Raw genomic sequence first — 25,821 nt, 5'->3', positions numbered from 1 at the left:
AATTTGAACGAGGCATTTCACCGAAGGAAGGGTGGCCGTCCCCTCATGGAACACGCATCCGGATTGCAATCAGAAATACTCGATCTCCTGCCATCCCTGAGGGCGTTCGCCTTCTCGCTGGCGCGTGACAGCAGTGATGCCGACGATCTGGTGCAGGAGACTCTGGCAAAGGCGCTGACGAATATCGACCGCTTCGAGCCAGGCACCAATTTGCGCGCCTGGCTTTTCACCATATTGCGGAACACCTTCTACAATGCGCATCACCGCCGCGTCCGTGAACCGGCCATGCCGGTCGAGGACATGCCCGCTTCCCGGTGCAAGCCGGAACAGGAATGGTGCCTTAAGCTGAAAGATGTCCACGAGGCGATCGCCAAACTGCCCATCCAGCAGCGCGAGGCACTGATACTCGTGGGCGGCGCAGGGTTCAGCTATATCGAAGCTGCCGAAGTACTGGGATGCGCAGTGGGAACGATCAAGAGCCGCGTCAATCGCGGCCGGATGCAGCTGCTTGCCCTGCTGGATTGCGAAACCGAGCTTGAGTTTCTCGAAGAGAAGGCGAGCTAGACCTTACCGTCTTCCGGATCGGGTTTGGCCCGGAGCGCGGCACGCTGGCGGTCCAGCGCCTGCGCAAGCTTACGTACCTCCTCGGGCATATCACCTTTGCCGTAAGCGGCATAAAGCTCGCGCAGCTGCCGGTCCAGCTGCTCTGCCTTCGCGATGTCGTCCTGCTTGTCCGGACCTGCACCGCGAGCGGCAGGGGGACCATTTGATTTTTCTGTATCCATACTCGTAGCACTTTTCAGGGTAATAAGTATTTTTACGCAAGCTAGTTCCGTATGGATCACACAAATCAGATTTTTGAACTACTGACAATGTTAGTCGATTGGCTCTGCGAACGCCTGGCGGAGACAACCGGCCAGAGCAACGGGACTGAGCGGCTTCCTGACCAGGAAGGTCCGCGTCTCGGCGCAAAACTCGCTGTGTTGACCTGGGCGGGAGGTCACAAGCACCACTGGCACATTCAACGCCTGGCGGATATGGTTTACCGCGTTCGCGCCGGATTCCTCGCCATCAAGCTCCGCATCCGTAATCACCAGATCCGGCGCAGCGGATGAGGCACAGGCGATCACCTCGCGCGGCGAACTGAACGGGCCGACCGGATCAAAACCCAGTTCCTCCACAAGGTCATGGAGCTGCTGCGCCATGACAACGTCTGGCGCGAAAATCAGAACCCTGCGCGACCAGCCAAACCCGGTCAGAACATGTGCGCGGCCGATAGCGGCTTCAAGCTCGCGTTCAGACATCCCCGTGATTTCGGCAGCTTCCAAGGGGGAGAACCCCTCAAAGGCACACAGCAGCAGCGCGGCCCGGTCCATGGGGCTGAGCCTGGCCAGGAGATAATCGAGCCTGTTGGTGGGGGTAAAACCCGGCCGGTCGACGGGTATCCAGCGGCTGTGAAGAGCCTTGAACACCTCAATACGGGCCGAAGCAGGATTGCTTTTATCCTGTGGCTTTAACTGCTGCAGCGCATCCACCAGCAATTCATCGGATTCATCAGTATCAAGACAAAGAAATCTGGCGTACCGGCGGACCGAACCAAGTTGAACTGTAATTTCACCATCCATGACTTTGGGCCTTTATTTATTTTTATCGCCCGCAATCCCTCTGATTGAGCAATCTAATGCATTGGAAGCTGCACGGCTAGCTCAAACAATCAGAAAGTTTTTCGTCTGAAACAAATCAGACGGCAATCGGTTGATTAACAACGCCGATAGCAAAAGGCCTTTTCCCCATGGCAAAATCTCCCACTACTGTGGACCAGTTGAGGCACGACATCGACCGGGGCCGCACGCATGACAAGGTCGACTTTCCTGACCCTGCCGCCGCACCTCTGGGGTCCGATGAGGAGGCTGCCGGCACGCAAGTGACGCCGTTCGAGGCCAGCCAGGCACGGCACGACGAAACCAGCCGGCCAGCAAGCAAGGCCGGAGCGCCCGGTCTGGAGGAACGCAATCCGCGCAAGGCCAACCTGTTCATCGTGCTGGGTGCTGGCATCGCCGGTACTTTAGCGCTCCTCGCCTTGGCGACATGACCGGCCATTCCATCGGCGAGCGGCAAGGACGCCCGCGCGGGTTTCCGGCGGACGTCCCTGATCACGCTGGACCGTTGAAGCCCAGGCCCTAGGCGGCCTGCTTGTTCACCTGACTTTCAGCCAGCTTGGTCAGCTTCTTGTCGGTATTTTTCTCTTCCTCGAGCGTTTCCTCGAGAAGCTTGCGGCTGTCTTCATGGCCAAGCTCGCTTGCCCATTCGCACAGCGTACCGTAGCGGGCGATCTCATAGTGCTCGACGGCCTGGGCACCGGCGAGCAAGGCGGCTGTCAGCACATCCTTGTCCTTGATCTCGTCCATCAGCTCCTCCGCCTCGTCGATAATGCCCTCGATGGCCGGACACTCCTCACCTTCGGCTTTCTTGCCGAGCTGCTCGAAAACCTTCTCGAGGCGGCGGACCTGCTCTTCGGTTTCCGTCTTGTGCGTCTGGAACGCGGCCTTCAGGTCAGTATTGTCGACCTTGTCGGCCATCTTCGGCAGCGCGTTCACGATGCGCTTTTCGGCGTAATAAATGTCGCGAAGCCCATGGATGAAAAGGTCTTCTTTTGTCTTGATGCTCATTTGCGGCTCTCCCTGCGGGGTTGATGGAGGCCGGTGAACAACGGTGGCAGGCATTGGTTCCAACACACGATCCGGCAAAATCAGATACGCGTGACAGCGCACTGAAAAAATGCCGGAACGCACGGAACAATAAGGCTGGCCAATGATTTCCCGTTCAGCGAGCCGGTTTCCCCTCCCCGCGCCGGCCGCTTCACCCGGCTCCCCCGCAATGGCCGGGACACAGCCCGGACAGCCCGCCTTGTTCCGGGCCGCCGCCGGAGGCAGTGGCCAGCTACCCCGCCCAAACAGCCACTGCATCCGGCGGCATTTTTATCCATTGAAACGAAACGGTCAGGCTGGCCGGAAGGTCAGCCGGTAAGGGCTGAGCGTGGCCGGCATATCGCCGCCGGCCCGGACCGCGCCGGATTCTTCCCGCCACTGCTGCTCTATCAGACGGCGCAGCGCCATTGCACTGGTCATCAGCACGAGATGGCGGGCCGGGCAGCGGGCCGGCCCGGCGCTGAATGGAAATACGCCCCTCTGGTCTACGGTCTGCCCGTCCTGCCATATCTCCGGCGCGAAGCGATGCGCGATATCGCCAGCGGACGGACCGCGATGGAAAAACGGGGCGAAAATGATAACGCCGGAGTCTTTGACAAGGGCGCACCCGTTGAGGTCGGCCTCTTCGCCTGTCTGCCGCAATATGGCTGGCGTGGTCGGCCAGAGCCGCAGCGATTCCATCACACAGGCGCGCAAATAACCCAGATCCTCGGTGGCGCGCTCCTTCCGGGCGCGCTCATAAGCCTCCGGATCGGCACGAAGTAATGCCAGCGCCCGGAAAACTGCCATTCCTGCAGGGTCGTAGGCGAACAGCCAGTGCGCAACCTGATGAGCGGGCGCATCGCCGGGTGAAGCCGATGCGGCAACGCGGCTGGCGAGCGATCCGGGTTCCGCGCGCTCCAGATGCGTGTCCAGTCGCCTGTAAAAGGCTTTTAAGAGGCGCTTTCTGCGCGGACGAAGAAAGGCCCAGTTAGCCGCTTTTCTCAATTCGGCCAGCTGGCGGCTCAGTTTCTTATCATCACGCGCGCCCTCCCCCAGAACAACCCGGCGGACAACACGAAACCAGGCCTCGGAGAACGTGTCCCAGTCGAGTCGGCCGTCCGGAGGCAGCAACAAGGGGCCCAGCTCGTCATCAATGATGGCTTCGAACGCGGCGGCGCACGGGTGGGACACTTCCTCAGAGGCCAGTACCTGCTCATTGAAGCTGCGGCGATTACAGCGCTCGGCGCCGCGCGAAGCCAGCGAAACCCCGGGCTCGAAATGGGCCAGCGCCGACTGCTTCTCGTCGCTTGCCGCCATGAAGGGTGCCGAGGTGTTGTCCAGCACCTCCATCGCATCCTCAGGCGACAGGATGACCACGCGGGGCCGGCCGGGCAGTTTGAGCTGCAAAGGCCGGTTCCCGTAGGTCGAGCGCAACCGGGTCAGCGTGCGAATGGCGCGCGCATCAGTTTCCATACGGTCGGCGAGTGCTAGCACACTTCTGCGCCGGATCAGCACGCCCTTGCCGAGGGTCGGCAGGGCAACGTCCAGAGCAAAGGCCAGCGTGTCGCCTGCGGTTGCGCGGGAGGGTCCTCTCTGCGCCATGCTTCACCGGCTCGCAGGCAGATCGCTCGCGTCACGTCCGAGATAAGCCAGCGTCAAGATTTGCAGATTGTCCTTCACCCATGCGGCCATAGCCTCCTCCTGCGCGAGGATCTTGCCGCAGGCCTCGGCGATCTCGGTTTCGCCAGCGGTCTCTGCCGCAGCAATGAGCACAGTGTAGGAGGCCACCTCAAGGTTCTCAAAAGCGTGCAACGCCAGAGCCCAGTTCATGATTTCGTCGTCAGCGAACATGCCGCTGATAGCCTGGCCCTTGGCCAGCAGCTTTGAACCGGCATCCTTGAATGACGAAGTATCTTCGCCCAGGGCCTCCAGACATCCGCGCACGATCTCTGCCTGGTCTTTCGTTTCCTCAAGATGCTCACGCACCCGCGCCTCAAACTGCGGATAGTGTTTCACGCGATCAAGGTGCCCCTTGAGCATGGTTTCGGCTTGTTCTTCCATGGCGTGCGCATCGCGCAGCCATTGCACCAGCCGCTCTCTGGCCTGGGTCATTGTGCACTCTCCTTGCTGTCTCAAAATGCTAGTCTGCGCCGAGAGCGTTTGCTCTCTCCGTCCAGCTGCGAAGCTCGTCCAGACGCGTCTCGGCGTAATCGCGTATGGGCTGACGTCCCGGGGCGCCGGCGTACTCCTCGTACAGGGCAAGCTCCGCCTCATGGGCCTCGCGCATCTGCTGAACGAAGGACGCATCGAAATGATCGCCCTGTACGTCGCGAAGCCGCTCAAGCCGCCCCTCAATCATCTGCCCCGCCTGGGTTGCGCTCCACGCGGCGCTGCCTGGCGCCTCGGGACTGCCCGTGCGCGACTGGCTTCCCGGCTCGTCTTCTGTTGCTTCCCGGGCGCGCAGGAAATTGCGGTCGCTCACCGTGCCGGGACCTTCCGTACTCGCGTGGGGATGGTGGGTCTGCAGACGTTCCAGCGCATCTGCTTCGATCGCGGACGCATTGGCAGCGCGTGTCAGGGCCAGTGCTTCCTGGCGCTGATCTGCCACCATCCGTTCGGCGAACTCCCGGATTTCCTCTGCCTCGGCAAGCTCTGCCGCCATCTGCCCGGCTTCGATCTTGAAGATCACCCAGAGTGCTGCCTCGGTAGCGAACTGGTTGGACCGCAGCCCTTCTTCCTCCACAAGCACCGGCTCCGCCGTTGAAGGCTCCATGCGGGCTGCAGGGGTCAGTACGATTATTGCTGCAGCCCATATGCCCCTGTGGAACGTCTTCATATCGGCCTCCGGCTGATTGCTTACAGGCCACGCCAACCAGCCCCGGCGCGAATTGTTCCTACCACTGGCGCTTTTCCGGCGAGGGTGGATTGGAGGGGCGCGGCATGCGCCGCTGCCGGCGCAGCGCTCCTCCACGCCCGAGTGCAAAAATGACGATCACCGCAACAATCGCCGCCGTAATCAACGCGATCCAGATCATATCCATGGCCGTGCTCCTCGTTTCGTCCACCTCAGGCAGGCGGGCGGATGGAACAAAGAAGCGAGCGGTTGGTTCCCTAGTCAGCCTATGGTGCAGAAACAAGCAGGAGGGCGCCCATGATCAAGAGAGTATTCGGCGACAGGCCTCCGCCTCCCCTACCGTGGTGGCGGGTTGAAGCTGCCGGTATCGGCGTTGTTGCGGCGCTCGGCCTGCCGATGGTCATCGACCAGTTTTTTCACGCCATGAATGTGTTTCCACCCACGCGCGCGCTCATCATCGAGCCAGGCGACCATATCCTCGCCTTCTCATACCGATTGCTGGCATTGATCTTCGGCGCATTTCTGGCAGCCCGCATTGGTCCGCCTGGCGTTTACCGGACTGCTCTGGCCATAGGCGTAATCGTGCTCCTGGCTAATGTGCTAGCCGTGATCTCCATCCGGCCGGAAGGTCCGGCATGGCACCTCATCGCCATGGCGATTGTGGCGCTTCCAGCGGCGCTTCTGGGTGCCTGGCTCGCCTATATCCGGCAGCGTCACCGCCGCGTGGTGTAACGACGAATTGCGGCTGTACTCTCGCTGCATTTTGTCGCCGGGCGCATGATTAAAGTGGAAGGTGACAACTTCGCTCCGAAAGTTCCTGTAATTAGGTGACTCGACCTTACAGGCTGCAGGCGTCATGCTGGCCGGGCAGGACGCTTGCAGGAAGGCGGCCGGAACCGGTGATGAACCAGTCAATACTCCTGATCGCGGAGGATAGCCGTTGCGTGGGCTGCGAAGTGCGTACGCACGGCATTTGCGCGCGGCTGGATACTGGTCAGATTTCCGACATGGAGGCCGCGGTCTCGGTCAAGCGGCTGAGCGAAGGCCAGATATTGATGCTGGAGGGCGACCGCAGCGATCACGTTGCCAACGTCACCAGTGGGCGGCTTAAGGTCTACAAATCCCTGCCCGATGGCCGCACGCAGCTTTTGCGGGTCCTGCGTCCGGGCGATTTCATTGGCGCGCCCTTCCGCATAACGACAGGCTACACCGTCTCCGCCATCACGGATTGTGAGCTGTGTGTGTTGCCACGCAAGGCTCTTAAAACACTATTCGGCCGCCATAATGAAATCGAGCATGCCGTCATGCGCCAGCTGGAGAATGAGCTCGCCGACGCGCAGTCACGCATTCTGGCGCTTGGGCGCAAGACAGCCATGGAACGGGTGGCCGGCTTCCTCCTTGACGAGCATGAACTTGCCCGCACCTGCGGCGACCGGCAGGCAGGCCCACTGACCCTGCCCCTCGGACGCGCCGAGATCGCCGATCTGCTCGGACTGACCATTGAGACCGTCAGCCGGAACATGACCCGGCTGAGGAAGGCCGGCATCATCACGCTGGAGGGCGGGAAGTCTGAATGCGTGCACATACTGGATGAAAGCCGTCTGGCCATTGCAGCAGGCAGCGAGGACCATTGATCCGGATCAATGCCCGGCGAGAGCGGGACCTTCACACTCGGTTTTGAAGATCGGAGTGTGAGTGATGCGTGAGCCTCCATTTGTCCTGCGCGACGCGCTGTTGGAGACGTGCGAGCTGCTGGAGGCGATCCGCTCAGAGTTGAGGTTGCGCGACCAGATGCACGCGTATGCGGTCCTTTATGCTGTTCTCCGAGCAGCGCGCCAGGGCATGCCCGCTGCTTCAGCCCTGCGCATGGCGGCCGGCATGCCCCTGGTCACGGCCGGTCTGGCCATACAAGGCTGGCACACACGCGTAGACGCTGCCCCAACTGGTACCTTCACAGACCGTGTTGGCGACGGCTTGCCGCTTGGATTTCCCGTTCCGGCGGAGACCTGCGCGACGGGCGTTCTGGCCGCATTGGCGAGCCGCATGGAACCCGACGCACTAGCCAGCCTGCGCGCCGGCGCATCCGGTGCCTGCCTGTCCGGTGCGGGCCCGCACCCCCAAAAGTAGCAAGGAGAGCTCAAAATGGCCTACCGCACACTCATGGTTCATGTCTCGTCTGACGGCTTCAAAAATGGCCGGATTGAGAGAGCCCTCGAACTGGCGAAGACGTTCGATGCCAGGCTGATAGGCGTGGGCGCGATGGCCCGCCCTGAAGCGATTGTCACGCCGGAGGGCGTGATGTACCCCGATCCTGACAATGTCTCGATACTGGAAAGGGATCTGAAAGCCCTTTCATCGCGCTTTTCGAAAAAGGCGGCAGTTCTGGGCAAGGACAAGATCAGCTGGCGAAGCGCCCTCACGGCCCCGGCGCCCTTCCTTGCAGAAAATGCTCGCGCCGCTGACATGGTGATCGTCAGCTCACGCGCAGACAAGGACTTCCCGGTGATTGGCATCGACCCGTCCGATGTAATCATGGCAGCAGGACGTCCCATCCTCACCGTGCCCCGTGGAAAGGGCGAGCTGGATTTTTCTACTGTTCTGGTTGCGTGGAAGGATACGCCGCAGGCCCGCCGCGCCGTAGCAGCGGCTCTCCCGGTACTGGCCCTCGCCAAGCGCGTCGTGATCATGGGAGTTGGGGATGATAGTGCCGAGGCCGCGCTTAACGACGTGGCCGCCTGGCTAGACAGTCATGGGGTGAAAGCCGAAGCCGTTCATGTGAGCGACCGGAACGCCGGACGGGCGATTATCAGAGCCGCAGAACTGCAAGGAGCTGGCCTGATCATCGCCGGCGCCTATGGCCGCAGCCGCCTGCGCGAATTCATCCTCGGCGGAGTGACGCGGGATTTGCTGTTCAAAAGCAAGACACCCTGCCTGTTCAGCCACTGACCAGCCCCGTTTGCGCTTGCAGTAGATGCAAGGCGCCTCAAGACTGATACGCGCCCCCAAGGCTTGCTCAGGCCTTGGGGGCGCTGAAACGCAAAGCGCTGCCAGCGGACCTGCCCATGCCCGAGACGTCACACCTCCCCGATTCCGCACCAGCCAATATTGAATGGCACGCCCTGACGCCCGATGCCGCTCTGGAGAAGCTGGACGCTGGACACAAGGGCCTTGCCAGCGACGAGGCGGCGGCGCGGCTGGAGCGCTACGGACCTAACCGGCTGGAGGCCGCGCGCAGGCGCAGCCGGCTCGCACGGCTTGTCGCCCAGCTGCATAACCTCCTGATCTATGCGCTGATCGCCGCAGCGTTTCTCGCCGCCGCCATCGGGCACATTACCGACGCGGTGGTGATTGCGGCCGTGGTGATCGTCAATGCGGCCATCGGCTATATCCAGGAGGGCCGGGCAGAGCGCGCGCTCGACGCCATTCGCGGCATGATCGACCCCAACGCCGCCGTTCTGCGCGATGGCAAACGGGTCACGATACCCGCCTGTGAGATTGTTCCGGGCGATGTCGTTCTGCTGGAAGCCGGTGACCGTGTGCCCGCAGATATGCGCCTTGTCACCGCGCGGGGCCTGCGCGCGGATGAGGCTATACTTACCGGGGAATCCGTACCCGTGGACAAGTCCTGCACCAGATCGGTGGCCGCTGACGCCCCGCTCGGTGACCGGCATACCATGGTCTTCTCCGGCACGCTGATCACTGCCGGGCACGCGAAGGGCGTCGCGGTGGCTACCGGCACGGCCAGCGAACTGGGACGCATCAGCGCGATGCTGGGCGAGGTGGAGCAACTCACCACGCCCCTATTGCGGCAGATGAACCTGTTTGCGCGCCAGCTCACCATCATCATCCTGGCCATGGCCGGGCTGGTCTTCGCCTACGCGGCTTTCACCCAGCACTACGCGTTCGACGATGCATTCATGGCCATGATCGGTCTTATTGTGGCTGCGATCCCCGAAGGCCTGCCTGCGGTGATGACGATCACGCTGGCCATCGGGGTGCAGCGCATGGCGAGCCGAAACGCCATCATCCGACGCCTGCCGGCGGTGGAAACCCTGGGCGCGGTCTCGGTGATCTGTTCGGACAAGACAGGCACGCTCACCCGCAACGAGATGATGGTCGCCGCAGCCGCCACTGCAGACGCGCTGTGGCAGATTGGCGGTTCGGGTTACGCGCCGGACGGCACTTTCAGCCGCGATGGCAATGCGGTGAGCGCACTGGATGACCCGGTACTGGCCGAGCTCTGCCGGGCCGCCCTCCTGTGCAACGATGCCGGCCTGCGCGTGGTCGACGGAGCGCACGCCGTCGATGGCGACCCGATGGAAGGCGCGCTGATGGCCATGGCCCTGAAGGCGGGCCTGGAGGAAACGGAACGCGAGCGCCTTGCCCGTATCGATGCCATCCCGTTTGATCCGCGACACCGATACATGGCGACGCTTCACACCGGGGATGAAGGCGAGCCTGTCGCCTATGTGAAAGGTGCGCCGGAGCGCATTCTGGATATGTGCGCCGCGCAGGCCGCCGCCGATGGCGAAACGGGCCTCGACCCCGCCGTCTGGCACGAGAAGGCCGAGCAGCTTGCCCTTCAGGGCCAGCGTGTCCTGGCTTTCGCCCGCAAGGCGCTGCCCGCTGGCACCACCGAACTCAAGGAAGCAGATGTGGAGAGCGGGCTTGTTCTGCTTGGGGTCACAGGTCTCATCGATCCTCCCCGCGCGGAAGCGATTGAGGCGGTCGCCGAATGCCGCCGCGCCGGCGTCGCGGTGAAGATGATCACAGGCGATCATGCCGGAACGGCCCGCGCCATCGCCATCCAGCTTGGTCTTGCCGATGCCCCGGACGTGATGACCGGGCAGGATCTGGACAAGCTGGATGCGGAGGGGCTGGTAAAGGCAGCCCGCGAGACGGAGGTGTTCGCCCGCACCAGCCCCGAACACAAGTTACGCCTTGTCGAGGCGCTGCAGGCGGACGGCTCCGTGATCGCCATGACCGGTGACGGGGTGAACGATGCGCCGGCGCTGAAACGCGCCGATGTCGGGATTGCCATGGGCAAGAAGGGCACCGAAGCGGCCAAGGAAGCCAGCGAGATGGTGCTGGCTGATGACAATTTCGCCTCCATCGTCGCGGCCGTGCGCGAAGGCCGTACTGTCTATGACAATCTCACCAAGGTGATCGCCTGGACACTGCCGACCAATGGCGGCGAAGCGCTTACCATTATTCTTGCCATCGCATTTGGCCTGACCCTGCCAATCTCGCCCGTTCAGATACTCTGGATCAACATGGTGACAGCGGTCGCGCTCGGCCTGACGCTCGCCTTTGAGCCTACAGAGCCCGACGCCATGCGCCGCCCGCCCCGCCGAGCCGGCGGGAGCATCCTTTCCGGGCGCCTGCTATGGCGCGTAGCCTTTGTATCGATCCTCATGGTTATCGGCACGTTCGGGGTCTATTTCTGGGCGGTGGACAACGGCCTGCCGCTGGAGGCGGCGCGCACCCTGGCGGTAAATGCCATCGTGGTGATGGAGATATTCTACCTGTTCTCGGTGCGCTTCGCCCACGGCACGTCCATGACATGGCGCGGCGCGCTGGGCACCCGGCCGGTCCTTATCGGGGTGAGCGTTGTCGTACTGGCCCAGCTGGCCTTTACGTATCTGCCCTTCATGAACGCGATATTCGGCACCGCTCCTGTCGGTCTGGCAGGTGGAGGGCTGGTCATCGCGGCTGGCGTCGGGCTTCTGGTGGTTGTGGAAGCGGAGAAAGCCATAGCCTCAGCGCTCGCACGCCGCAGCGAAAGCAGGGCTCACGCCTGATGATCGGCCACCAGCCGGGCCAGCGCGCAGGCCGCGATGCGCGACATCGCTTCCTCTGAGCGGCTCGGCAGGACGATCGGCACTTTCGCGCCCATCACCACGCCCGCCGCCACCGCGCCTGCGAGATAATCAAGCTGCTTGGCGAGCATGTTGGCTGCGCCAAGATCGGGCGCGAGCAGAATGTCGGGATCGCCGGCCACCTGCGACACAATCCCCTTCGCTTTCGCCGCGCGGGGTGAAATCGCATTGTCGAACGCCAGCGGCCCGTCCAGCAGCCCGCCCTTGATCTGACCCCGCTCTGCCATCTTGCACAGTGCGGCCGCATCCAGCGTCGCCTGCATGCGCGGGCTCACCTCTTCGACCGCAGCGAGTATGGCCAGCTTTGGCGTCTCTATACCCATGGCGCGGGCAAGATTGATCGCGTTCTGCGCCATATCGGCCTTGCAGGAGAGATCGGGCGTGATGTTCAGCGCGGCATCGGTTACCAGGAGCAGCTTGGGATAGGCTGGCACGTCCATCACATAAACATGGCTCATGCGTTCCTCCCGCCGCAGTCCGCCCTGCCGGGCAACAACAGGCTCAAGAAACTCGTGGGTGTGGATCGCCCCCTTGATCAGCATGTGCGCCCCGCCCTCATTGATGAGGGCGACCGCACGCGCGGCGGAGGCGTGGCTATGCGGCGTGTCGACGATCTCGATGCCGGAAAGGTCTGCGCCGAGCTCTGCGGCCGCCTTGTCGATCCGGTGTTTCGGGCCAACCAGTACCGGCACGATCAGGCCCGCCTCGGCTGCACCCAGCGCGCCGGAAAGCGACAGCGTGTCCACCGGATGGGTCACTGCCGCTTTCAGGGGTGACAGGCTCGCGGCGCGCGCGATCAGCCTCTTCAGCCTGTCGCCCTGCTCATGGATGAAGGCTTCCGGGCGCTGTCCGCGCGCAATGTGCAGCTTTTCAGACGGCGGACGCACTTCCACCCGGCCTTCCGCCGCGACGTCACCCGCCTCGTCCGCGCAGACGCAATCCAGCACGATAGAGCGGTCATCGGCGCGCTTCTCTTTGACAATGATGCGCACATGGCTGGCTTCTCCGATGGCTACCGGGCGGACAAAGCGCAAGTCCTGGCGCAGATAGGCCGTGCCGGGGCCCGGCAGACGGGTACCGATCACCGAGGAGATCAGGGCCGCCGCCCACATGCCCGGCGCAATCACATCCTTGAAGGGCACGCTTTCGGCCACCGAGCGGTTGAGATGTAGCGGGTCCATCTCGCCGGACACAGCCGCAAACAGAAGCGCATCTTCTTCCCGGAACACCCGGCGCAGCTCCGCGCTCATACCCGGCTGTATCTCGTCAAAGGTAAGGCTCTGCAGCGGGCCATCTTCGGGCAGAATTTCTGCGTCGGCCATTTATGCTCCTGTCAGCGCATCAGCACATACTGGCCCGGTGCGTCCTCCAGCCGGGTTTTCTTGTCCGGCCTGAACTCTGCGTCGAGGAAGGTCATGGCAGGTGGCGCGGCACGTTCCCTGGAAAAGCGTTCCAGCCAGTCAGACCATTGCGGCCACCACGAACCCGTTTCTGCCTGCGCCTTCTCAAGCCAACTATCCGGATCAATATAGTGCCGGTTGCCGAGCGTGAGGCAAACCCGGTAATGGCGGTCCTTACGGCCAGGCTCGCTGATTATCCCGGCATTGTGCCCGCCGCTGGCGAGCAGGAAGGTGACATCGCAGTGCGGCAGCAGAAGGTGGGTCTTGTAGACCGACCGCCAGGGCGCCACATGATCGCGCTCCGTGCCCACCGCAAAGATCGGCACCTGTATATCAGGCAGGGCGATCATCTGCCCGCCGGCCTCAAACTGTCCGCGTGCAAGACGATTCTCGAGAAAGAGTTGGCGCAGATACTCAGAGTGCATGCGGTACGGTAGCCGGGTGCCGTCAGCATTCCAGGCAATCAGGTCATTGGGCGGGCGGCGCTGGCCCATCAGATAGTGGTGCTCAATGCGTGACCAGAGCAGATCTGACGAACGCAGCATGGTGAAGGCGCCCGCCATCTGGTGGCTGTCCAGATAGCCCTGCGCCCACATCAGGCTTTCAAGGAAGGCCACTTGGCTTTCTGTCGTGAAAAGCGTGAGTTCGCCAGCCTCCACGAAATCCATCTGTGCGGCCAGCAGCGTCATGGAGGCCAGCCGGTCATCGCCCTCACGTGCCATCAATGCGGCCTGTATCGTCAGCAGCGTGCCGCCGAGGCAGTATCCGGCGGCGTGAACGCGCCTGGCACCCGTTAGCCGGCTCACCGCCTCTATTGCCGCGGCCGGGCCGAGCTTGCGGTAATCTTCCATGCCGAGATCGCGGTCATCCGGGCCGGGATTGCGCCATGAGATCATGAAGACGGTGTGCCCCCTCTCCACGAGGTGGCGGACCAGCGAGTTCTCCGGCGATAGATCGAGAATGTAGTATTTCATGATCCAGGCCGGCACGATCAGTACCGGCGTGGCATGCACATCCGGGGTCTGAGGCGCGTACTGGATCAGCTCGATCAGATGGTTGCGGTAGACAATTTTGCCCGGCGTCACCGCCACGGTTTCACCAGGGCGGAAGGCCTCTGCGCCTTCAGGTGGTTCGTGGCGCAAGGCCCGCCCGGCATCGTCAAGCGCATACAGAGTGCCGCGCACCAGGTTGGCCCCGCCCTCCTCCATAGTTGCGGTGAGCGCCTCCGGGTTGGTGAGAAGAAAGTTGGATGGCGACACGGTGTCGAGCCACTGGCGCGCGCCAAATTCTGCCATTTCCTCGTGCCGCCGGGACACGCCGTGCACGTTGGTGGTCGCCTGCTGCCACCAGTCCTGCACGCTCAGGAACGACTGGGCCATCACGTTATAGGGATAGGTCTGCCAGGCCTCGCCATCAAAGCGCCGGTCCTGCGGCAGGGTTTCGACGCACGGCTCACAATCGCCGCCCGAGGCCGCGTAGCGAGTCAGGTTCCACCAGCGCTCCATGGCTGATTTGCCAAGTTCTGCCTGCTTGCCGGGCGATGCCGCCAGATGGATCGCCCAGTCCGACCACGCATCCAGCATCGCAGCAGGCGACAGACCGCCGGTGAAGCTGGAAAGCGCCGCGCGAAAAGCATGGTCGGAAGCCGCAGCGGGAGCAGTATCGGGTCGGGGTCTGGTGTTGGCCATGAGATCTTGCGGGATAGGGGCGGACGGACTGGAAACGATATTGCCCAACCTTTCGCGTAAGAGCGCAAGGCGCATTGACCTGAATCAATGCGCGCACCGTGTTGAATGCCCATTCTTGGAGCTGTTACGCCCCCTCGTAATTGGAAGGAACCGCCAAATGCCCGCCAAGCAGAAAGCCAACAGCGCCGATCACATGCTGCCCCAGATGAACGCCATCATGGAGATGGGCAGCCGCAATATGGAAATGCTCGCCGAAGCCGGTCACGAAATGACCTCAGGGATGCGAGAAGCCAGCAAGGCCATGCAGGAATTTCTCGGCACCCGCCTGAAAAAGGATGTCGAGGCTGCGCGCACGTTTGCTGATTGCCGGACGCCCGACGAGTTCTGGCGCGCCCAATTCACCTTCTTTGAAGATGCCGTAAAGGACTACTCGAAGGAGGCTACACGGATGATCGACATCGCCAGTTCTGCTACCCTCAACTTTGCACAACCCGTCGAGAAAGCCGCCGAGGAAGCGCTGAAGTCCATCAGCGAAGCCAACGAGAAAGTCAGAGAGACGGCGCAGAAGGCTGTCAAACAGGACGCCTGACCGTCCCGCCATTGCGAGCCTGCTTAAAGGGGGCCGTGCCTGCGGCCTCCTCATTTCTGCCAATTGCCCACGCCGTCCAGGAGACCTCCCCCATGTCCGTTACGATGAAATTCGATTTTGCCGGCAAGACAGCCATCGTCACCGGCGCAGCCTCCGGCATAGGCGCCGCTATCGCGCTGGAACTTGGCCGGTCTGGTGCACGGGTCATCGTGTCAGACCTCGACGATGCCGGTGCGCAGAAAATTGCCGATGCCATCACGGCCGCAGGCGGGAAGGCCCATGCGTTTGAGGCCGATGTATCCGACGATGGCGAGATGGCTGCTCTTGTGGACTTCGCGGTCAAGAAGGGCGGCGGGCTGCACATGGCCGTCAACAATGCCGGTATCGCCGGACCGATGGCGCATCTGGCCGATTATCCGGTCGATGGCTGGCGCCACGTGATCGACGTCAATCTGCACGGCGTGTTTTACGGCATGCGCCACCAGATCCCGGCCATGCTGAAATCGGGCGGCGGTTCCATCGTAAACATGAGCTCGATCCTGGGCAGTGTCGGCTTCCTCAATGCCAGTGCCTACACCGCCTCCAAGCACGCCGTGGTCGGCATGACCAAGGCCGCCGCGATGGAATATGCCCCGCAAGGCATCCGCATCAATTCCATCGGCCCGGCCTTTATAGACACGCCCTTGCTGACGAATAATCTCGATGCCGAGCTTCTCTCCCAAGTGTCCAGCCTGCACCCTGTCGGACGCATGGGCACTTCTGAGGAAGTCTCTGCGCTGACCTGTTTCCTCCTGTCTGAGCGGGCGGGTTTCATCACGGGCAGCTACCATCTCGTCGATGGCGGATACACAGCACAGTGAGGATCCTGGTCTTCAACGCCGGCAGCTCCAGCCTGAAGTTCGGCGTGTTCGAAATCGGGAGTGGCGAAGCGCACCTGCTCAAGGGCGGATTCGACCGCTTCGAGGACGGCCATTGCACGCTGAAGCTCGTCTTCAAAGGCGAGGCCATCGAGCGCCATGTAGCGTGCGGCGATATCGGCGCAGCGGCCAGCATCGTGCCCGGTTTGCTGAGCGAGTTCGGCCTGTCAGAGCTAGCTGCGGTAGGCCACCGCATCGCCCATGGCGGGCCGGACTTTACCGAACCCACATTACTGGACGATGCGGCCATCACCGCCATCGAGGCGATCACGCCGCTCGCCCCACTGCATAATCCGGCCAATCTCGAAGCGGTGCGGCTCGCCCGTGCGCTCTGGCCCGCCCTGTCGCAAATAGGGGTGTTCGACACCGCCTTCCACCAGACCAATCCGGCGGCGGCCACAACCTACGCCGTGCCGCTCGCCTGGCGTCAGGCAGGTCTGAGGCGTTATGGCTTTCATGGCACCTCGCACAAATACGTGGCCCAACGCGCAGCAGACGCGCTCGGCCAGCCTCTGGCCGCGCTGAAGATCGTGAGTTGCCATCTGGGCAACGGGGCGAGCGCCTGCGCCATTGATGGCGGGGTTTCGCTGGACAGTTCCATGGGCATCACCCCGCTGGAAGGGCTCGTCATGGGCACCCGGTCCGGTGATGTGGACCCCGGGGCGTTCGGCTTCCTCGAGCGCCAGCTGGGCCTCTCGATCGAGGAGATCGAAGACGCGCTCTACCGCAGAAGCGGCCTTCTGGCGCTTGGCGGGGCGGCCGACATGCGCGATATCGAGGCGCGCGCGGGCAAAGGCGACATGCAGGCTCAGCTCGCCATCGACGTCTATGCCTGGCGGGCACGCAAATATATCGGGGCCTATGCCGCCATCATGGGCGGGATTGATGCGCTGGTCTTCACCGGCGGGATTGGCGAAAACTCCCCCGGCATGCGCGTGCGGATCTGCGAAGGGCTGGAATTTCTGGGCCTCGCCCTCGACGCGGACCGCAATCACACTGTGATGCTGGACGATTATGCCGCGCCCCGCATCGAGAAGGATGGATCGCGCGCTGCCGTGATCGTGACGGAAACGGCTGAACAGCTCATGATAGCGCGTGAGACGGCGCAGGCGCTGATGAACAAGTGATGGCCAGGCAATCCTCCCCTCCCCGCCCGGGCAATGGCACCTGCTTCAGTACGCGTGGTGTAACCAAGGTCTATGGCTCCGGCCCGGCGGCCGTCCATGCCCTGCGCGGGGTGGATATCGACCTGCCTGAGGGCGAGATGGTGGTGGTGCTGGGCGCCTCAGGTTCGGGCAAATCCACCTTCCTGAACATTATCGGCGGGCTTGATACCGCCACCGAAGGCGAGGTCGTCTTCCGGGGACAGGACATCTCGAAAGCGAACGAGCGCGAACTGACCCGCTACCGGCGCCAGCATGTCGGCTTCGTCTTCCAGTTCTACAACCTGATGCCGAGCCTTACCGCGCGAGAGAATGTCGCCCTCGTCACCGAGATCGCCGACAATCCGTTGAGCCCGGAGGATGCGCTGGCGCTGGTAGGTCTGGAACAGCGCATGGATCATTTCCCGGCCCAGCTCTCCGGCGGGGAGCAGCAGCGCGTCGCCATCGCCCGCGCCGTCGCCAAACAGCCTTCCGTGCTTCTGTGCGACGAGCCGACCGGCGCGCTGGACTCCAAGACCGGTATCCGCGTGCTCGAAGCGCTCAAGACCGTCAATGATGATCTGGGCGCGACGACCCTGCTCATCACGCACAATGCCTCCATCGCGTCGATTGCCAATCGTGTGGTCGTGTTTGCCGACGGCAAGGTGCGCGAGGTGCGTGAGAACACCACCCGCAAGCAGCCGCAGGACATCTCATGGTAGGCGGGCTGCTCAACTGGCTCTCGGCACTGGACCGGAAGCTCGTACGCGATCTGTGGCGCATGAAGGCGCAAGGTCTCGCAATTGCGCTGGTCATCGCGGGCGGGGTGTCGGTGCATCTTCTGGCGGCGGGCATGCTCAGCTCGCTGGAGGAGACCCGCAAGGCCTATTACGAGCGCTATCTGTTCGCTGATATCTGGGCCCCGGCCGTGCGCGCGCCCGACGCGCTTGTTCACGATATCCGCGCCGTTGATGGCGTGCAGGCCGCCGAGACCCGCATCCGCATGCCGGCGCTCTTTGACCTTGCAACCATGAACGAGCCGGCCTCCGGCACCATCATCTCCCTGCCCGATGCGAGCGAGCCTGCCGTCAACCGGCTGCACCTTGTCAGGGGGCGTTTCCCGTCGTCAGAGCATCGCGACGAAATCGTGCTGCTGCAGGCCTTCGCCGACGCGCACGGGCTCAATCCGGGCGATGTGCTGCCCGCTACCGTCTACGGGGGACGCCGCGAACTGCGCATTGTCGGCATCGCCCTGTCACCGGAATATGTCTATGCGATCGCGCCGGGTGAAATGGTGCCCGACGACCGCCTGTTCGGCGTCGCGTGGATGGGACGCAGGGCGCTTGCCCGTTCGGTAAATCAGGACGGCGCGTTCAACGAGGCGGTGATACGTTTCGCCCGAGGCGCCTCCGAAGCGGCCGTGATCGCCGAGCTGGACCGGATACTGGGCCCCTATGGCGCGCCGGGCGCCTATGGGCGGCGCGATCAAGTATCCGACGCCTTCGTCTCCAGCGAGATGGAACAGCTGGGAACGATGGGCAGCGTAATCCCCCCGGTCTTTCTTCTCGTGGCGGCCTTCCTCGTCAATGTGGTGATCGGGAGGATCATCGCGGTACAGCGCGCCGGGATCGGTCTGATGAAGGCATTTGGCTATTCAAACACCGAGGTCACGCTGCACTATCTGAAAATGGTCGGCGCGATAGCCTTTGTGGGCCTGGCGCTGGGCGCTGCGGCCGGCATCTGGCTGGGGCGCGGGATGGCAACGCTATACATGGAGTATTTCCGCTTTCCCTTCCTGGTGTTCGATGTGCGCCTTGCCGATTTCGCGCTGGTATCGGGGGTCGCGCTGGCGGCCATTCTGGGCGGTGCAGCGTTCGCCGTGCGCCGGGCGGCGGCCCTGAACCCCGCCGCGGCAATGACACCGCCCCCGCCGCCGGACTATTCCAGAGCCGTGGGCACCCGCCTCACCCAGGCGAAAATATTCGACCAGCAGACCCGCATGATATTGCGCCAGATCGTGCGCTGGCCGTGGCGGGCGGGCCTGACCGTGGCCGGCGTCGCTGCCTCCGGCGCGCTGCTGATCGGCACGATGTTCTTCACCGACGCGCTCGACGAGATGATCCATACCAGCTTTGCGGTGGCCAACCGGCAGGAGGTGACGGTCGTCTTCGCCGAGCCGCGCTCGCAAGCGGCCTTTTTCTCGATTGCCCGCCAGCCCGGCGTGATGGCGGCTGAGCCCTTCCGCGCCGTCCCGGCGCGCCTGCGGCACGGCCCGGCGCAGGAGCGTATCTCCATCATCGGCGCCCCGCTGGATGCGCATCTCTCCCGCCTGATCGACGAGCAGGGCCGCACCATCACCCCGCCGCCGGGCGGGCTGGTACTCACCGCAGACCTCGCTGCCAAGCTGGGCGCGCGTGCGGGCGATGTGATCGGGGTGGAGATCACCGAAGGCCGCCGCCCGGATCTGGAAATGCCCATAGCCGCGATTGCGACAAGCTATGTGGGCTCCGGCGCACGTATGGAGATAGCGGATCTCAACCGCCTGATGGGCGAAGGCCCTGTCGTCTCGGGCGCCTTCCTGACCGTCGATGCTGACAGTGTGGACACGCTCTACACCCGGCTGAAGGAAGCCCCTGCGATCGCCGGTGTCAGCCTGCAGACCATGGCCATGCAGCGCCTTGATGAGCTGATGGATGAGAGCCTTGGCACGTCGATCTTCGTCTTTGTCATCTTTGCCGGACTGATCGCGCTGGGCGTCGTCTATAACGCGGTGCGTATCTCCTATGCCGAGCGCCAGCGCGAGCTGGCCTCGCTGCGTGTACTGGGATTTTCGCGCGGTGACGTCTCCTACATCCTGCTCGGCGAAGTCGCCTTCCTGACGCTGATAGCCCTGCCCGTGGGCGCGGCTGCGGGCACTGGCCTTGCCTGGTACATGGCCAGCGCGATGAGCTCGGACATGTTCCGCCTGCCGTTCGTTATTGCACCGGCAACCTACGGCTTTGCCGCCATTGTCGTTCTGGTGATTACAGCCGCCTCCAGCCTTCTCGTCCGCCGCCAGATCGACCGGCTGGACATGGCCGAAGCCCTGAAAACGGGAGAATAGTCCCATGACCCTTCCCAAGGCCGATTTCCGCACCGTTTTCTGGACCGCTGCCGGTCTGGCCGTGCTGGCCCTGCTGGTTGTCGCCTTCTGGCCGAGCGCCGAGCTGGTGGACATGGTGGAGGCGCAAAGCGGCGATCTCACTGTCACCGTACGCGATGAGGGCCGCACCCGCGTGCGCGAGGTCTATCAGGTCTCCGCGCCGCTGGCCGGGCGGCTGGTGCGCATCGGCAACCGGGCAGGCGAAACCGTATCGGCGGGCGATGTGGTCGCTACCATCCTGCCCGGCGATCCGGTGCTGCTGGACGAGCGCACCCGGCGCGAGGCCGAAGCCGCCGTCGCTGCCGCTGAAGCCGCCATCGACTTCGCGCGCGCCGACCTGCAGCGCGCCCTGGCCGAACAGTCAAATGCCCGGGCCGAAACCGAACGCGCCCGCAATCTGTTCGAGCGTCAGGTGATCGCTCAGGCGGGGCTGGACCGGGCCGAACTCGCCCTGCGCACCGCGAATGCCGCCGTCGTGACCGCCCGCGCCAGCGTATCCATGCGCGAGGCGGAGCTGGCCGCGGCGCGCATCCGTCTCATCGAGCCGGATGGGGGCAATGGGCCGTTGCCTGCCGTACAGGTGCGCGCGCCTGCCTCGGGCCGGATATTGCGCGTCCTGCAGCAGAGCGAGGGCATTGTCGCCGCCGGTACGCCGGTGATGGAGATCGGCGATCCGCACGACCTCGAGATTGTGGCCGAATTCCTGTCCAGCGACGCGGTGCGTATCGAGGCAGGTGCTGAAGCCGAAATCCGTGCCTGGGGCGGGGCGGCGTTAAGGGGGCGCGTCCGGCTGGTGGAGCCGTTCGGCTTTCTGAAAATCTCTGCGCTGGGCGTTGAAGAGCAGCGCGTCAACGTGATCGTCGATCTCCTTGATCCGCCCGAAAACTGGGCGACGCTCGGCCATGGATATCGGGTAGAGGCCGCAGCTACGGTGCAGAGGGTGGAAGGCGCCATACTGGTCCCCGTCGGTGCCTTGTTCCGCCGTCAGGGGCAATGGGCCGTCTTCAGGGTGGATAATGGCCGCGCCCACCTGCGCATGGTCGAGGTGGGGGCCAATGACGGTCAACACGCCGCCATCACCGCAGGGCTGGAGGCTGGCGACCGGGTGGTCGTCCATCCCGGCCAGAACATTGCCGACGGCACGGGCCTGCGCCAGCGCAGGATTGATGAATAGGCCAGTGGAACAGGAAAGCCCGCGTCAGGCACCTGGCTCGGCTGCTTTCGATCTCTACGAGTAGAAAATGGCGCGTAGAGGAAGGGCATGGTGAGAACTTCCTTCTCGCGGTCAAGCTAAACCAATCATCCCTCTAACGCTATGGAAGTGCGCCACTTTTATTCGGCTCCGGGCAGTGCTCCGGTCACAACACCTTTAGCTGAACACACGCCCCGGCCGAATTCTGGTGGCTATACGTCGTCGGCCGCATCTACGGCTCCGGCCATCTCGGCGCGAATCCACGCAGCGAGCGCGCCGGCCGCCTCTGACTGCCGGCGGCCGCGCGCGAAGGCGAGCCAGTAGTTTTCCCCGCCGGGCATGTCGCCATCGGCAAAGACGCTGACCAGACGGCCATCACTTACCGCATTGGCGGCCAGCACCAGTGCCGGGCCTGCCCCGTTCGTGATAAAGGCCGGCTCCACGGCGATGCCGTAAGCGCCGCGCCGCGCCAGCCATTCCGTCCAGCCAAGCGGGATGCTGGTATCGGCAATGGAAGGCAGGGTTTCGAGATCGCCGGCCCGCTAAACCCGGCCCTTTCTTGTCAGGCGGCTATGTCTCTGGGCATCTTTTTGTGCCTGTCTGAACTTTTGCAGTATCTTGATGCCTTCGCGGGAGATCGAATAGTCTTCACCCTTTCTGGAGCTGACAAGACGCTTTGCGCGCAGGGACTGAAACTCGCTCAATCCTACGCCGTCGAGAAACCACCCTTCCCGCGTTATGAAACTTGCGCCGACTACCCGGCTTCTATCGTCTTTTTCGACCGAGATTTTTCCTCCGAGCGATAGCAGTTCGAGAGCTTTTCTTTCTTGCTTGCTTACATTCATGGTCGTGCACACCCGTTGGGACACCCGAACCGAATGTCCTCATGATCGACGGCGGAGGGGCGCGTGGCCGCGCCCCTCGCGAGCGCTAGCCCGGAAGCCTCATTCGAAGGTTTTCGAATGGCATCCCTTGATCATCCCGGTCGCGCCTCGAGATCTCCGAGAAGCCAAAGCGGGAGTAGAAGCAGACGGCGTTTTCATTCGCCGCATAGACTTCCAGCTCCAGGGCCCCCTTCAAGGTCAATGCGTGAGCGACCAGGAGACGGCCAACGCCCAGGCCCTGAACACGAGGGTCGACAAACAGGCCGCCTATGAACCTCCCGATCAGGCTAATGAAGCCCACGGGCTCTCCCTGGCCGCATGCGACCCAGGTTTCAGAGTTTGGCAGGTAGTCGGATTCGATCAGCTGTCTCTGTGACCTGAGCATTTTTTCTCCCAGGAAGGGATGGGCCTGCCTGGAAGCCAATAGCCAGATATCAGATAGCTGACTTGCATCCGCGCCCTCATAGGGACGGATAACGATAGTATCGCGTGTCATGGATTGTCCGTAGATAAGTTATGCGCATAGCGCCGCCTCCAGAACTCCGGGGCGGGGTGTGGCCTCAGTTGAGGCGAGCTAATCTGTTACTGCGCATAAAGCTCCTTCTATCGGATCATCGACTGCTAGGAGCTGCCTCCAGACATGTCAAGATGCCGAGGGCTGACACTGGACTACGGCTCCAATCTTCCCTGCCGTCAGCCGTATCAGAGGAAAACTGGCTGGAGCGCCTCCTTTACCGGCACGCCGCTACAATTCGTCGGCCGCATCTACGGCTCCGGCCATCTCGGCGCGAATCCACGCAGCGAGCGCGCCGGCCGCCTCTGACTGCCGGCGCCCGCGCGCGAAGGCGAGCCAGTAGCTTTCTCCGCCGGCCATGTCGCCATCTGCAAAGGCGCTGACCAGACGGCCATCACTTACCGCATTGGCGGCCAGCAGCTTGCGGCCTAGCACCAGTCCTGCGCCCGCCTCTGCCAGAGCCATGGCCGGGCCTGCCCCGTCCGTGATGAAGGCCGGCTCGACGGCGATGCCGTAGGCGCCGCGCCGCGCCAGCCATTCCGTCCAGCCAAGCGGTATACTGGTATCGGCAATGAGAGGCAGGGTTTCGAGATCGGCCGGCGTGCGGATCTGGCGGGCGAGCGCCGGTGCCGCCAGCGGGCTCAGCGTCTCGCGCAGCAGGAGCTGGCTGTCCTGCCCCGTGGGGGCATCGGCGCTGCGCAGAACCGCAAGGTCTGCCCCTTCGTCCAGCGCGGTGAGCGGATCGCGGGTGATGATCTCCAGGCCGGGGGCAGAGCTGCGGGCTGCAAGACGCGGAGCGAGCCAGAGGCTTGCCATGTCGAACGGCAGAGCCAGCACGATGCGCGCCGCACCCGCATGCTCGCGCATGGCCGCACTCGCCTCCCCCATCAGCTCGAACGCCCGACTCAGCCGGTCCAGCGCCGCACCGCCCCGTTCCGTCAGGCGCAAGGACCGCCCCTCACGCTCGAACAGGGCAGAACCGATCAGCGCTTCAAGCTGGCGGACCTGCTGGCCGATGGCCGCGGGCGTCACGTTCAGCTCTCCAGCTGCGGCAGCAAAACTGCCGCGGCGGGCAGCGGCCTCGAAGGCACGCAGGGCATTGAGCGGAGGCAGAGCGGCCATGGCAAACCAACAAAAGAAAATCTATCCGATATAGGCAGAATAACTGATTGGAGAAAACAATCCATAGCGCTTTAGGCTGGTCATCCAGATCTGAAGGACCACGCCTTATGGACCAGTTCCTGCCTGCCATTTCCTTGAAGGGCGCCCGCGTCATCGTTATCGGTGATGGCGAGGCCGCCCGTGCCAAACTGCGCCTGTTTGCCAGCGCGCCTAGCGAGCTGGTCTGGCGCCCGGCGGTCAAGACCATCAATCCTCCCCCGGCTATTGATGGAGAAACCGGAGCCCGTATCCTCCCGGGCAGGTTCGTGCCGCCGGGCGCCTTTTCCGGCGCGAAATTCGTGTTCATCGCGCTGGAGGATGAAGCCCGTGCCGTCCGCCTTGCCGCGCGGGCACGCCGGGCAGGCGCTCTGGTCAATGTGGTCGATAATCTGCCGCTGTGCGATTTCTACACGCCCGCCATCGTGGACCGGGGGCCGGTGACTATTGCGCTCTCCACCGGCGGGGCTGCACCCGTTCTGGTGCGTGATATCCGTTCGGCTCTGGAAGGGCTCGTCGCGCCGGGCGTGGGCCTGCTGGCCCGCAGCGCCAACGCCTTGCGCGATACGGTGCGTGACGCGTTGCCAACGGTCGATGAGCGCCGCCGCTTCTGGGAGACGGCCCTGCGCGGCGAAGCGGCAGCACGCGCCGATGCGGGCGATGGCCCCGGCACCTCGCGCGCCCTGATCCGCACGCTGGACCGCTTCCGCGACGGCAAGGCCGAGCCGGGCAGGGTCTTTCTCGTGGGCGCCGGGCCGGGTGATCCTGAACTCCTGACGTTGAAAGCGGTACGCGTGCTGCGCGACGCCGATGTGATCGTGCATGACCGGCTGGTGCCCGAAGCGATATTGCAGCGCGCGCGCCGCGATGCGCGCCGCATCGATGTAGGCAAGCGCCGGGGCCATCATTCCGTGCCGCAGGAGCGCATTGGCGACATCCTCATTGAGGAAGCCCGCAAGGGCCTGCGCGTCGTGCGCCTGAAGGGCGGGGACAGCTTCATCTTTGGCCGCGGCGGCGAGGAGGCCGAGGCCGTGCGCGCTGCGGGTATCGAGGTAGAGGTGGTGCCGGGTATTTCAGCCGCGCTCGCCTGCGCAGCCTCCGCCCAGATACCGCTCACCCACCGCGAAGCGGCTCAGGCCGTCACCTTCGTCACCGGCCAGCCCAAGGCTGACGGGCCGGAGCTGGACTATCGCAGCCTCGCCAGCGCCCGCCATACCCTCGTTGTCTATATGGGCGTGGCCACTGCCGCCGTTCTTAGCGCGAAGCTGATCGCGGCGGGGCGCAGCGGCGATACGCCGGTGGCCATTATCGAGAATGGCTCCCTGCCGGAAGAGCGCAGCGTGTCCGGCAGGCTGTCAGACCTTCCCGCCCTGATCGAAGCACATGAGATCAAGGGCCCGGCCGTGATCGTCATTGGCGAGGTCGTGGCGCGCGCGCCGGAGATGATCTCCGGCCTCGCCCGTCAGGCAGAGCTGGAGGCGGCGGCATGAGAGCGATCACCGCAAACCGGCTGACCGATGGCCATGTCGTCTACCGCCGCGCCGACGGCATCTGGACACCGTGCCTGATCGAGGCGGAACGCTTTGGCGATGAGAAGGCCGCCGAACCGGCGCTGAACGCGGCGCTGCGCGATATCCTGACCGTGGTCGCGCCGTACCTCATCGAGCTCGACGGTGAGCAACCGGGCGGGCGCAAGCATGTGCGCGAGGCGATCCGGCTGAAAGGCCCCACCACCGGCACCAGCCTGCTCTACGCCGGGGAGCGCTAGGCCG

28 protein-coding genes are annotated in these 25,821 nt (G+C 63.7%); 15 read left to right on the top strand and 13 right to left on the bottom strand.

Going from position 1 to position 25,821, the window contains the following annotated elements; genetic code table 11:
* The first annotated feature begins 45 nt into the window (after positions 1–45).
* Positions 46–564 (top strand): sigma-70 family RNA polymerase sigma factor, encoded by a 519-nt coding sequence (locus ACTIGC_RS05685; RefSeq protein WP_439633494.1) that lies wholly within the window; start codon positions 46–48, stop codon positions 562–564.
* On the opposite strand, the gene ACTIGC_RS05680 is transcribed toward ACTIGC_RS05685, so the two are convergent.
* On the bottom strand, positions 561–785 hold the full coding sequence (locus tag ACTIGC_RS05680) for a hypothetical protein (RefSeq protein ID WP_439633493.1): 225 nt from the start codon (positions 783–785) through the stop codon (positions 561–563). The genes ACTIGC_RS05685 and ACTIGC_RS05680 overlap by 4 nt on opposite strands.
* A gap of 90 nt (positions 786–875) precedes the next feature.
* Entirely contained in the window at positions 876–1,625 is a 750-nt protein-coding gene (locus tag ACTIGC_RS05675) for a sigma factor-like helix-turn-helix DNA-binding protein (protein ID WP_439633492.1), read from the bottom strand.
* Between the two features lie 167 nt (positions 1,626–1,792).
* Between ACTIGC_RS05675 and ACTIGC_RS05670 the strand changes: the two genes are divergently transcribed.
* The gene (locus ACTIGC_RS05670; protein ID WP_439633491.1) at positions 1,793–2,092 is read left to right on the top strand and encodes a hypothetical protein; all 300 of its coding nucleotides are present in this window, start codon (positions 1,793–1,795) and stop codon (positions 2,090–2,092) included.
* An 88-nt stretch (positions 2,093–2,180) separates the two neighbouring features.
* On the opposite strand, the gene ACTIGC_RS05665 is transcribed toward ACTIGC_RS05670, so the two are convergent.
* From ACTIGC_RS05665 to ACTIGC_RS05645, 5 genes are all read right to left on the bottom strand, one after another.
* Positions 2,181–2,669 (bottom strand): YciE/YciF ferroxidase family protein, encoded by a 489-nt coding sequence (locus tag ACTIGC_RS05665; protein ID WP_439633490.1) that lies wholly within the window; start codon positions 2,667–2,669, stop codon positions 2,181–2,183.
* A gap of 330 nt (positions 2,670–2,999) precedes the next feature.
* Positions 3,000–4,292, bottom strand: coding sequence for a cytochrome P450 (locus ACTIGC_RS05660; RefSeq protein WP_439633489.1), 1,293 nt, complete (start codon positions 4,290–4,292; stop codon positions 3,000–3,002).
* 3 nt (positions 4,293–4,295) lie between these two features.
* Entirely contained in the window at positions 4,296–4,802 is a 507-nt protein-coding gene (locus tag ACTIGC_RS05655; protein WP_439633488.1) for a ferritin-like domain-containing protein, read from the bottom strand.
* Positions 4,803–4,830: 28 nt separating this feature from the next.
* The gene (locus ACTIGC_RS05650) at positions 4,831–5,526 is read right to left on the bottom strand and encodes a DUF4142 domain-containing protein (RefSeq protein ID WP_439633487.1); all 696 of its coding nucleotides are present in this window, start codon (positions 5,524–5,526) and stop codon (positions 4,831–4,833) included.
* A gap of 58 nt (positions 5,527–5,584) precedes the next feature.
* Complete coding sequence (locus ACTIGC_RS05645; protein ID WP_439633486.1) at positions 5,585–5,731, bottom strand: hypothetical protein; 147 nt, start codon at positions 5,729–5,731, stop codon at positions 5,585–5,587.
* Positions 5,732–5,841: 110 nt separating this feature from the next.
* Between ACTIGC_RS05645 and ACTIGC_RS05640 the strand changes: the two genes are divergently transcribed.
* The 5 genes from ACTIGC_RS05640 to ACTIGC_RS05620 all read left to right on the top strand — a co-directional run bounded on the left by ACTIGC_RS05640 (position 5,842) and on the right by ACTIGC_RS05620 (position 11,345).
* Positions 5,842–6,276: a hypothetical protein gene (locus tag ACTIGC_RS05640; RefSeq protein WP_439633485.1), complete on the top strand. Its 435-nt coding sequence runs from the start codon at positions 5,842–5,844 to the stop codon at positions 6,274–6,276.
* A 170-nt stretch (positions 6,277–6,446) separates the two neighbouring features.
* A complete protein-coding gene (locus ACTIGC_RS05635) occupies positions 6,447–7,178 on the top strand; it encodes a Crp/Fnr family transcriptional regulator (RefSeq protein WP_439633484.1) in 732 nt (243 codons plus the stop codon).
* Positions 7,179–7,242: 64 nt separating this feature from the next.
* Complete coding sequence (locus ACTIGC_RS05630; RefSeq protein WP_439633483.1) at positions 7,243–7,671, top strand: DUF2267 domain-containing protein; 429 nt, start codon at positions 7,243–7,245, stop codon at positions 7,669–7,671.
* A 15-nt stretch (positions 7,672–7,686) separates the two neighbouring features.
* Complete coding sequence (locus ACTIGC_RS05625) at positions 7,687–8,490, top strand: universal stress protein (RefSeq protein WP_439633482.1); 804 nt, start codon at positions 7,687–7,689, stop codon at positions 8,488–8,490.
* 116 nt (positions 8,491–8,606) lie between these two features.
* Positions 8,607–11,345, top strand: coding sequence for an HAD-IC family P-type ATPase (locus tag ACTIGC_RS05620; protein ID WP_439633481.1), 2,739 nt, complete (start codon positions 8,607–8,609; stop codon positions 11,343–11,345).
* On the opposite strand, the gene ACTIGC_RS05615 is transcribed toward ACTIGC_RS05620, so the two are convergent.
* Both ACTIGC_RS05615 and ACTIGC_RS05610 read right to left on the bottom strand, forming a co-directional pair.
* A complete protein-coding gene (locus ACTIGC_RS05615; protein WP_439633480.1) occupies positions 11,336–12,745 on the bottom strand; it encodes a bifunctional enoyl-CoA hydratase/phosphate acetyltransferase in 1,410 nt (469 codons plus the stop codon). The genes ACTIGC_RS05620 and ACTIGC_RS05615 overlap by 10 nt on opposite strands.
* Positions 12,746–12,756: 11 nt before the next feature.
* Entirely contained in the window at positions 12,757–14,511 is a 1,755-nt protein-coding gene (locus ACTIGC_RS05610) for a PHA/PHB synthase family protein (RefSeq protein WP_439633479.1), read from the bottom strand.
* 157 nt (positions 14,512–14,668) lie between these two features.
* Here ACTIGC_RS05610 and ACTIGC_RS05605 point away from each other — a divergent pair, with 157 nt between their 5' ends.
* The 6 genes from ACTIGC_RS05605 to ACTIGC_RS05580 all read left to right on the top strand — a co-directional run bounded on the left by ACTIGC_RS05605 (position 14,669) and on the right by ACTIGC_RS05580 (position 21,475).
* Positions 14,669–15,100: a phasin family protein gene (locus tag ACTIGC_RS05605; RefSeq protein ID WP_439633478.1), complete on the top strand. Its 432-nt coding sequence runs from the start codon at positions 14,669–14,671 to the stop codon at positions 15,098–15,100.
* 92 nt (positions 15,101–15,192) lie between these two features.
* Entirely contained in the window at positions 15,193–15,960 is a 768-nt protein-coding gene (locus ACTIGC_RS05600) for an SDR family NAD(P)-dependent oxidoreductase (protein ID WP_439633477.1), read from the top strand.
* Positions 15,957–17,144, top strand: a complete 1,188-nt coding sequence (locus ACTIGC_RS05595) for an acetate/propionate family kinase (RefSeq protein WP_439633476.1) — start codon at positions 15,957–15,959, stop codon at positions 17,142–17,144. The genes ACTIGC_RS05600 and ACTIGC_RS05595 overlap by 4 nt, the downstream gene beginning before the upstream one ends.
* Positions 17,144–17,881 (top strand): ABC transporter ATP-binding protein, encoded by a 738-nt coding sequence (locus ACTIGC_RS05590; RefSeq protein ID WP_439633475.1) that lies wholly within the window; start codon positions 17,144–17,146, stop codon positions 17,879–17,881. The genes ACTIGC_RS05595 and ACTIGC_RS05590 overlap by 1 nt, the downstream gene beginning before the upstream one ends.
* Entirely contained in the window at positions 17,875–20,262 is a 2,388-nt protein-coding gene (locus ACTIGC_RS05585) for an ABC transporter permease (protein WP_439633474.1), read from the top strand. Before ACTIGC_RS05590 ends, ACTIGC_RS05585 begins: the two co-directional genes overlap by 7 nt.
* A gap of 4 nt (positions 20,263–20,266) precedes the next feature.
* Positions 20,267–21,475 (top strand): efflux RND transporter periplasmic adaptor subunit, encoded by a 1,209-nt coding sequence (locus ACTIGC_RS05580; RefSeq protein WP_439633473.1) that lies wholly within the window; start codon positions 20,267–20,269, stop codon positions 21,473–21,475.
* A gap of 230 nt (positions 21,476–21,705) precedes the next feature.
* On the opposite strand, the gene ACTIGC_RS05575 is transcribed toward ACTIGC_RS05580, so the two are convergent.
* From ACTIGC_RS05575 to ACTIGC_RS05560, 4 genes are all read right to left on the bottom strand, one after another.
* Positions 21,706–21,936 carry a hypothetical protein gene (locus ACTIGC_RS05575; RefSeq protein WP_439633472.1) on the bottom strand — a complete coding sequence of 77 codons (231 nt, stop codon included), beginning with the start codon at positions 21,934–21,936 and terminating at the stop codon, positions 21,706–21,708.
* Between the two features lie 99 nt (positions 21,937–22,035).
* Positions 22,036–22,338: a YjhX family toxin gene (locus ACTIGC_RS05570; protein WP_439633471.1), complete on the bottom strand. Its 303-nt coding sequence runs from the start codon at positions 22,336–22,338 to the stop codon at positions 22,036–22,038.
* Between the two features lie 85 nt (positions 22,339–22,423).
* Positions 22,424–22,873: a GNAT family N-acetyltransferase gene (locus ACTIGC_RS05565; RefSeq protein ID WP_439633470.1), complete on the bottom strand. Its 450-nt coding sequence runs from the start codon at positions 22,871–22,873 to the stop codon at positions 22,424–22,426.
* Positions 22,874–23,122: 249 nt separating this feature from the next.
* A complete protein-coding gene (locus tag ACTIGC_RS05560; protein WP_439633469.1) occupies positions 23,123–24,013 on the bottom strand; it encodes a LysR family transcriptional regulator in 891 nt (296 codons plus the stop codon).
* A gap of 107 nt (positions 24,014–24,120) precedes the next feature.
* Here ACTIGC_RS05560 and cysG point away from each other — a divergent pair, with 107 nt between their 5' ends.
* Both cysG and ACTIGC_RS05550 read left to right on the top strand, forming a co-directional pair.
* Positions 24,121–25,539, top strand: a complete 1,419-nt coding sequence (gene cysG / locus ACTIGC_RS05555; RefSeq protein ID WP_439633468.1) for a siroheme synthase CysG — start codon at positions 24,121–24,123, stop codon at positions 25,537–25,539.
* On the top strand, positions 25,536–25,817 hold the full coding sequence (locus ACTIGC_RS05550; protein WP_439633467.1) for a DUF2849 domain-containing protein: 282 nt from the start codon (positions 25,536–25,538) through the stop codon (positions 25,815–25,817). The genes cysG and ACTIGC_RS05550 overlap by 4 nt, the downstream gene beginning before the upstream one ends.
* Positions 25,818–25,821: the final 4 nt, after the last annotated feature.

The sequence above is a fragment of the Glycocaulis sp. genome, from assembly GCF_051859565.1.
In the GTDB taxonomy this organism is placed as follows: domain Bacteria; phylum Pseudomonadota; class Alphaproteobacteria; order Caulobacterales; family Maricaulaceae; genus Glycocaulis.
Note: the sequence above shows the minus strand (reverse complement) of the source record. Positions and strands in the feature narration are given on the sequence as shown.

What these genes read in the sequence shown, in the direction of transcription:
- ACTIGC_RS05685 (WP_439633494.1), top strand. Translation starts at nt 46, where the DNA reads ATGGAACACGCATCCGGATTGCAATCAGAAATACTCGATCTCCTGCCA.
- ACTIGC_RS05680 (WP_439633493.1), bottom strand. Translation starts at nt 785, where the DNA reads ATGGATACAGAAAAATCAAATGGTCCCCCTGCCGCTCGCGGTGCAGGT.
- ACTIGC_RS05675 (WP_439633492.1), bottom strand. Translation starts at nt 1,625, where the DNA reads ATGGATGGTGAAATTACAGTTCAACTTGGTTCGGTCCGCCGGTACGCC.
- ACTIGC_RS05670 (WP_439633491.1), top strand. Translation starts at nt 1,793, where the DNA reads ATGGCAAAATCTCCCACTACTGTGGACCAGTTGAGGCACGACATCGAC.
- ACTIGC_RS05665 (WP_439633490.1), bottom strand. Translation starts at nt 2,669, where the DNA reads ATGAGCATCAAGACAAAAGAAGACCTTTTCATCCATGGGCTTCGCGAC.
- ACTIGC_RS05660 (WP_439633489.1), bottom strand. Translation starts at nt 4,292, where the DNA reads ATGGCGCAGAGAGGACCCTCCCGCGCAACCGCAGGCGACACGCTGGCC.
- ACTIGC_RS05655 (WP_439633488.1), bottom strand. Translation starts at nt 4,802, where the DNA reads ATGACCCAGGCCAGAGAGCGGCTGGTGCAATGGCTGCGCGATGCGCAC.
- ACTIGC_RS05650 (WP_439633487.1), bottom strand. Translation starts at nt 5,526, where the DNA reads ATGAAGACGTTCCACAGGGGCATATGGGCTGCAGCAATAATCGTACTG.
- ACTIGC_RS05645 (WP_439633486.1), bottom strand. Translation starts at nt 5,731, where the DNA reads ATGGATATGATCTGGATCGCGTTGATTACGGCGGCGATTGTTGCGGTG.
- ACTIGC_RS05640 (WP_439633485.1), top strand. Translation starts at nt 5,842, where the DNA reads ATGATCAAGAGAGTATTCGGCGACAGGCCTCCGCCTCCCCTACCGTGG.
- ACTIGC_RS05635 (WP_439633484.1), top strand. Translation starts at nt 6,447, where the DNA reads ATGAACCAGTCAATACTCCTGATCGCGGAGGATAGCCGTTGCGTGGGC.
- ACTIGC_RS05630 (WP_439633483.1), top strand. Translation starts at nt 7,243, where the DNA reads ATGCGTGAGCCTCCATTTGTCCTGCGCGACGCGCTGTTGGAGACGTGC.
- ACTIGC_RS05625 (WP_439633482.1), top strand. Translation starts at nt 7,687, where the DNA reads ATGGCCTACCGCACACTCATGGTTCATGTCTCGTCTGACGGCTTCAAA.
- ACTIGC_RS05620 (WP_439633481.1), top strand. Translation starts at nt 8,607, where the DNA reads ATGCCCGAGACGTCACACCTCCCCGATTCCGCACCAGCCAATATTGAA.
- ACTIGC_RS05615 (WP_439633480.1), bottom strand. Translation starts at nt 12,745, where the DNA reads ATGGCCGACGCAGAAATTCTGCCCGAAGATGGCCCGCTGCAGAGCCTT.
- ACTIGC_RS05610 (WP_439633479.1), bottom strand. Translation starts at nt 14,511, where the DNA reads ATGGCCAACACCAGACCCCGACCCGATACTGCTCCCGCTGCGGCTTCC.
- ACTIGC_RS05605 (WP_439633478.1), top strand. Translation starts at nt 14,669, where the DNA reads ATGCCCGCCAAGCAGAAAGCCAACAGCGCCGATCACATGCTGCCCCAG.
- ACTIGC_RS05600 (WP_439633477.1), top strand. Translation starts at nt 15,193, where the DNA reads ATGTCCGTTACGATGAAATTCGATTTTGCCGGCAAGACAGCCATCGTC.
- ACTIGC_RS05590 (WP_439633475.1), top strand. Translation starts at nt 17,144, where the DNA reads ATGGCCAGGCAATCCTCCCCTCCCCGCCCGGGCAATGGCACCTGCTTC.
- ACTIGC_RS05585 (WP_439633474.1), top strand. Translation starts at nt 17,875, where the DNA reads ATGGTAGGCGGGCTGCTCAACTGGCTCTCGGCACTGGACCGGAAGCTC.
- ACTIGC_RS05580 (WP_439633473.1), top strand. Translation starts at nt 20,267, where the DNA reads ATGACCCTTCCCAAGGCCGATTTCCGCACCGTTTTCTGGACCGCTGCC.
- ACTIGC_RS05570 (WP_439633471.1), bottom strand. Translation starts at nt 22,338, where the DNA reads ATGAATGTAAGCAAGCAAGAAAGAAAAGCTCTCGAACTGCTATCGCTC.
- ACTIGC_RS05565 (WP_439633470.1), bottom strand. Translation starts at nt 22,873, where the DNA reads ATGACACGCGATACTATCGTTATCCGTCCCTATGAGGGCGCGGATGCA.
- ACTIGC_RS05560 (WP_439633469.1), bottom strand. Translation starts at nt 24,013, where the DNA reads ATGGCCGCTCTGCCTCCGCTCAATGCCCTGCGTGCCTTCGAGGCCGCT.
- cysG (WP_439633468.1), top strand. Translation starts at nt 24,121, where the DNA reads ATGGACCAGTTCCTGCCTGCCATTTCCTTGAAGGGCGCCCGCGTCATC.
- ACTIGC_RS05550 (WP_439633467.1), top strand. Translation starts at nt 25,536, where the DNA reads ATGAGAGCGATCACCGCAAACCGGCTGACCGATGGCCATGTCGTCTAC.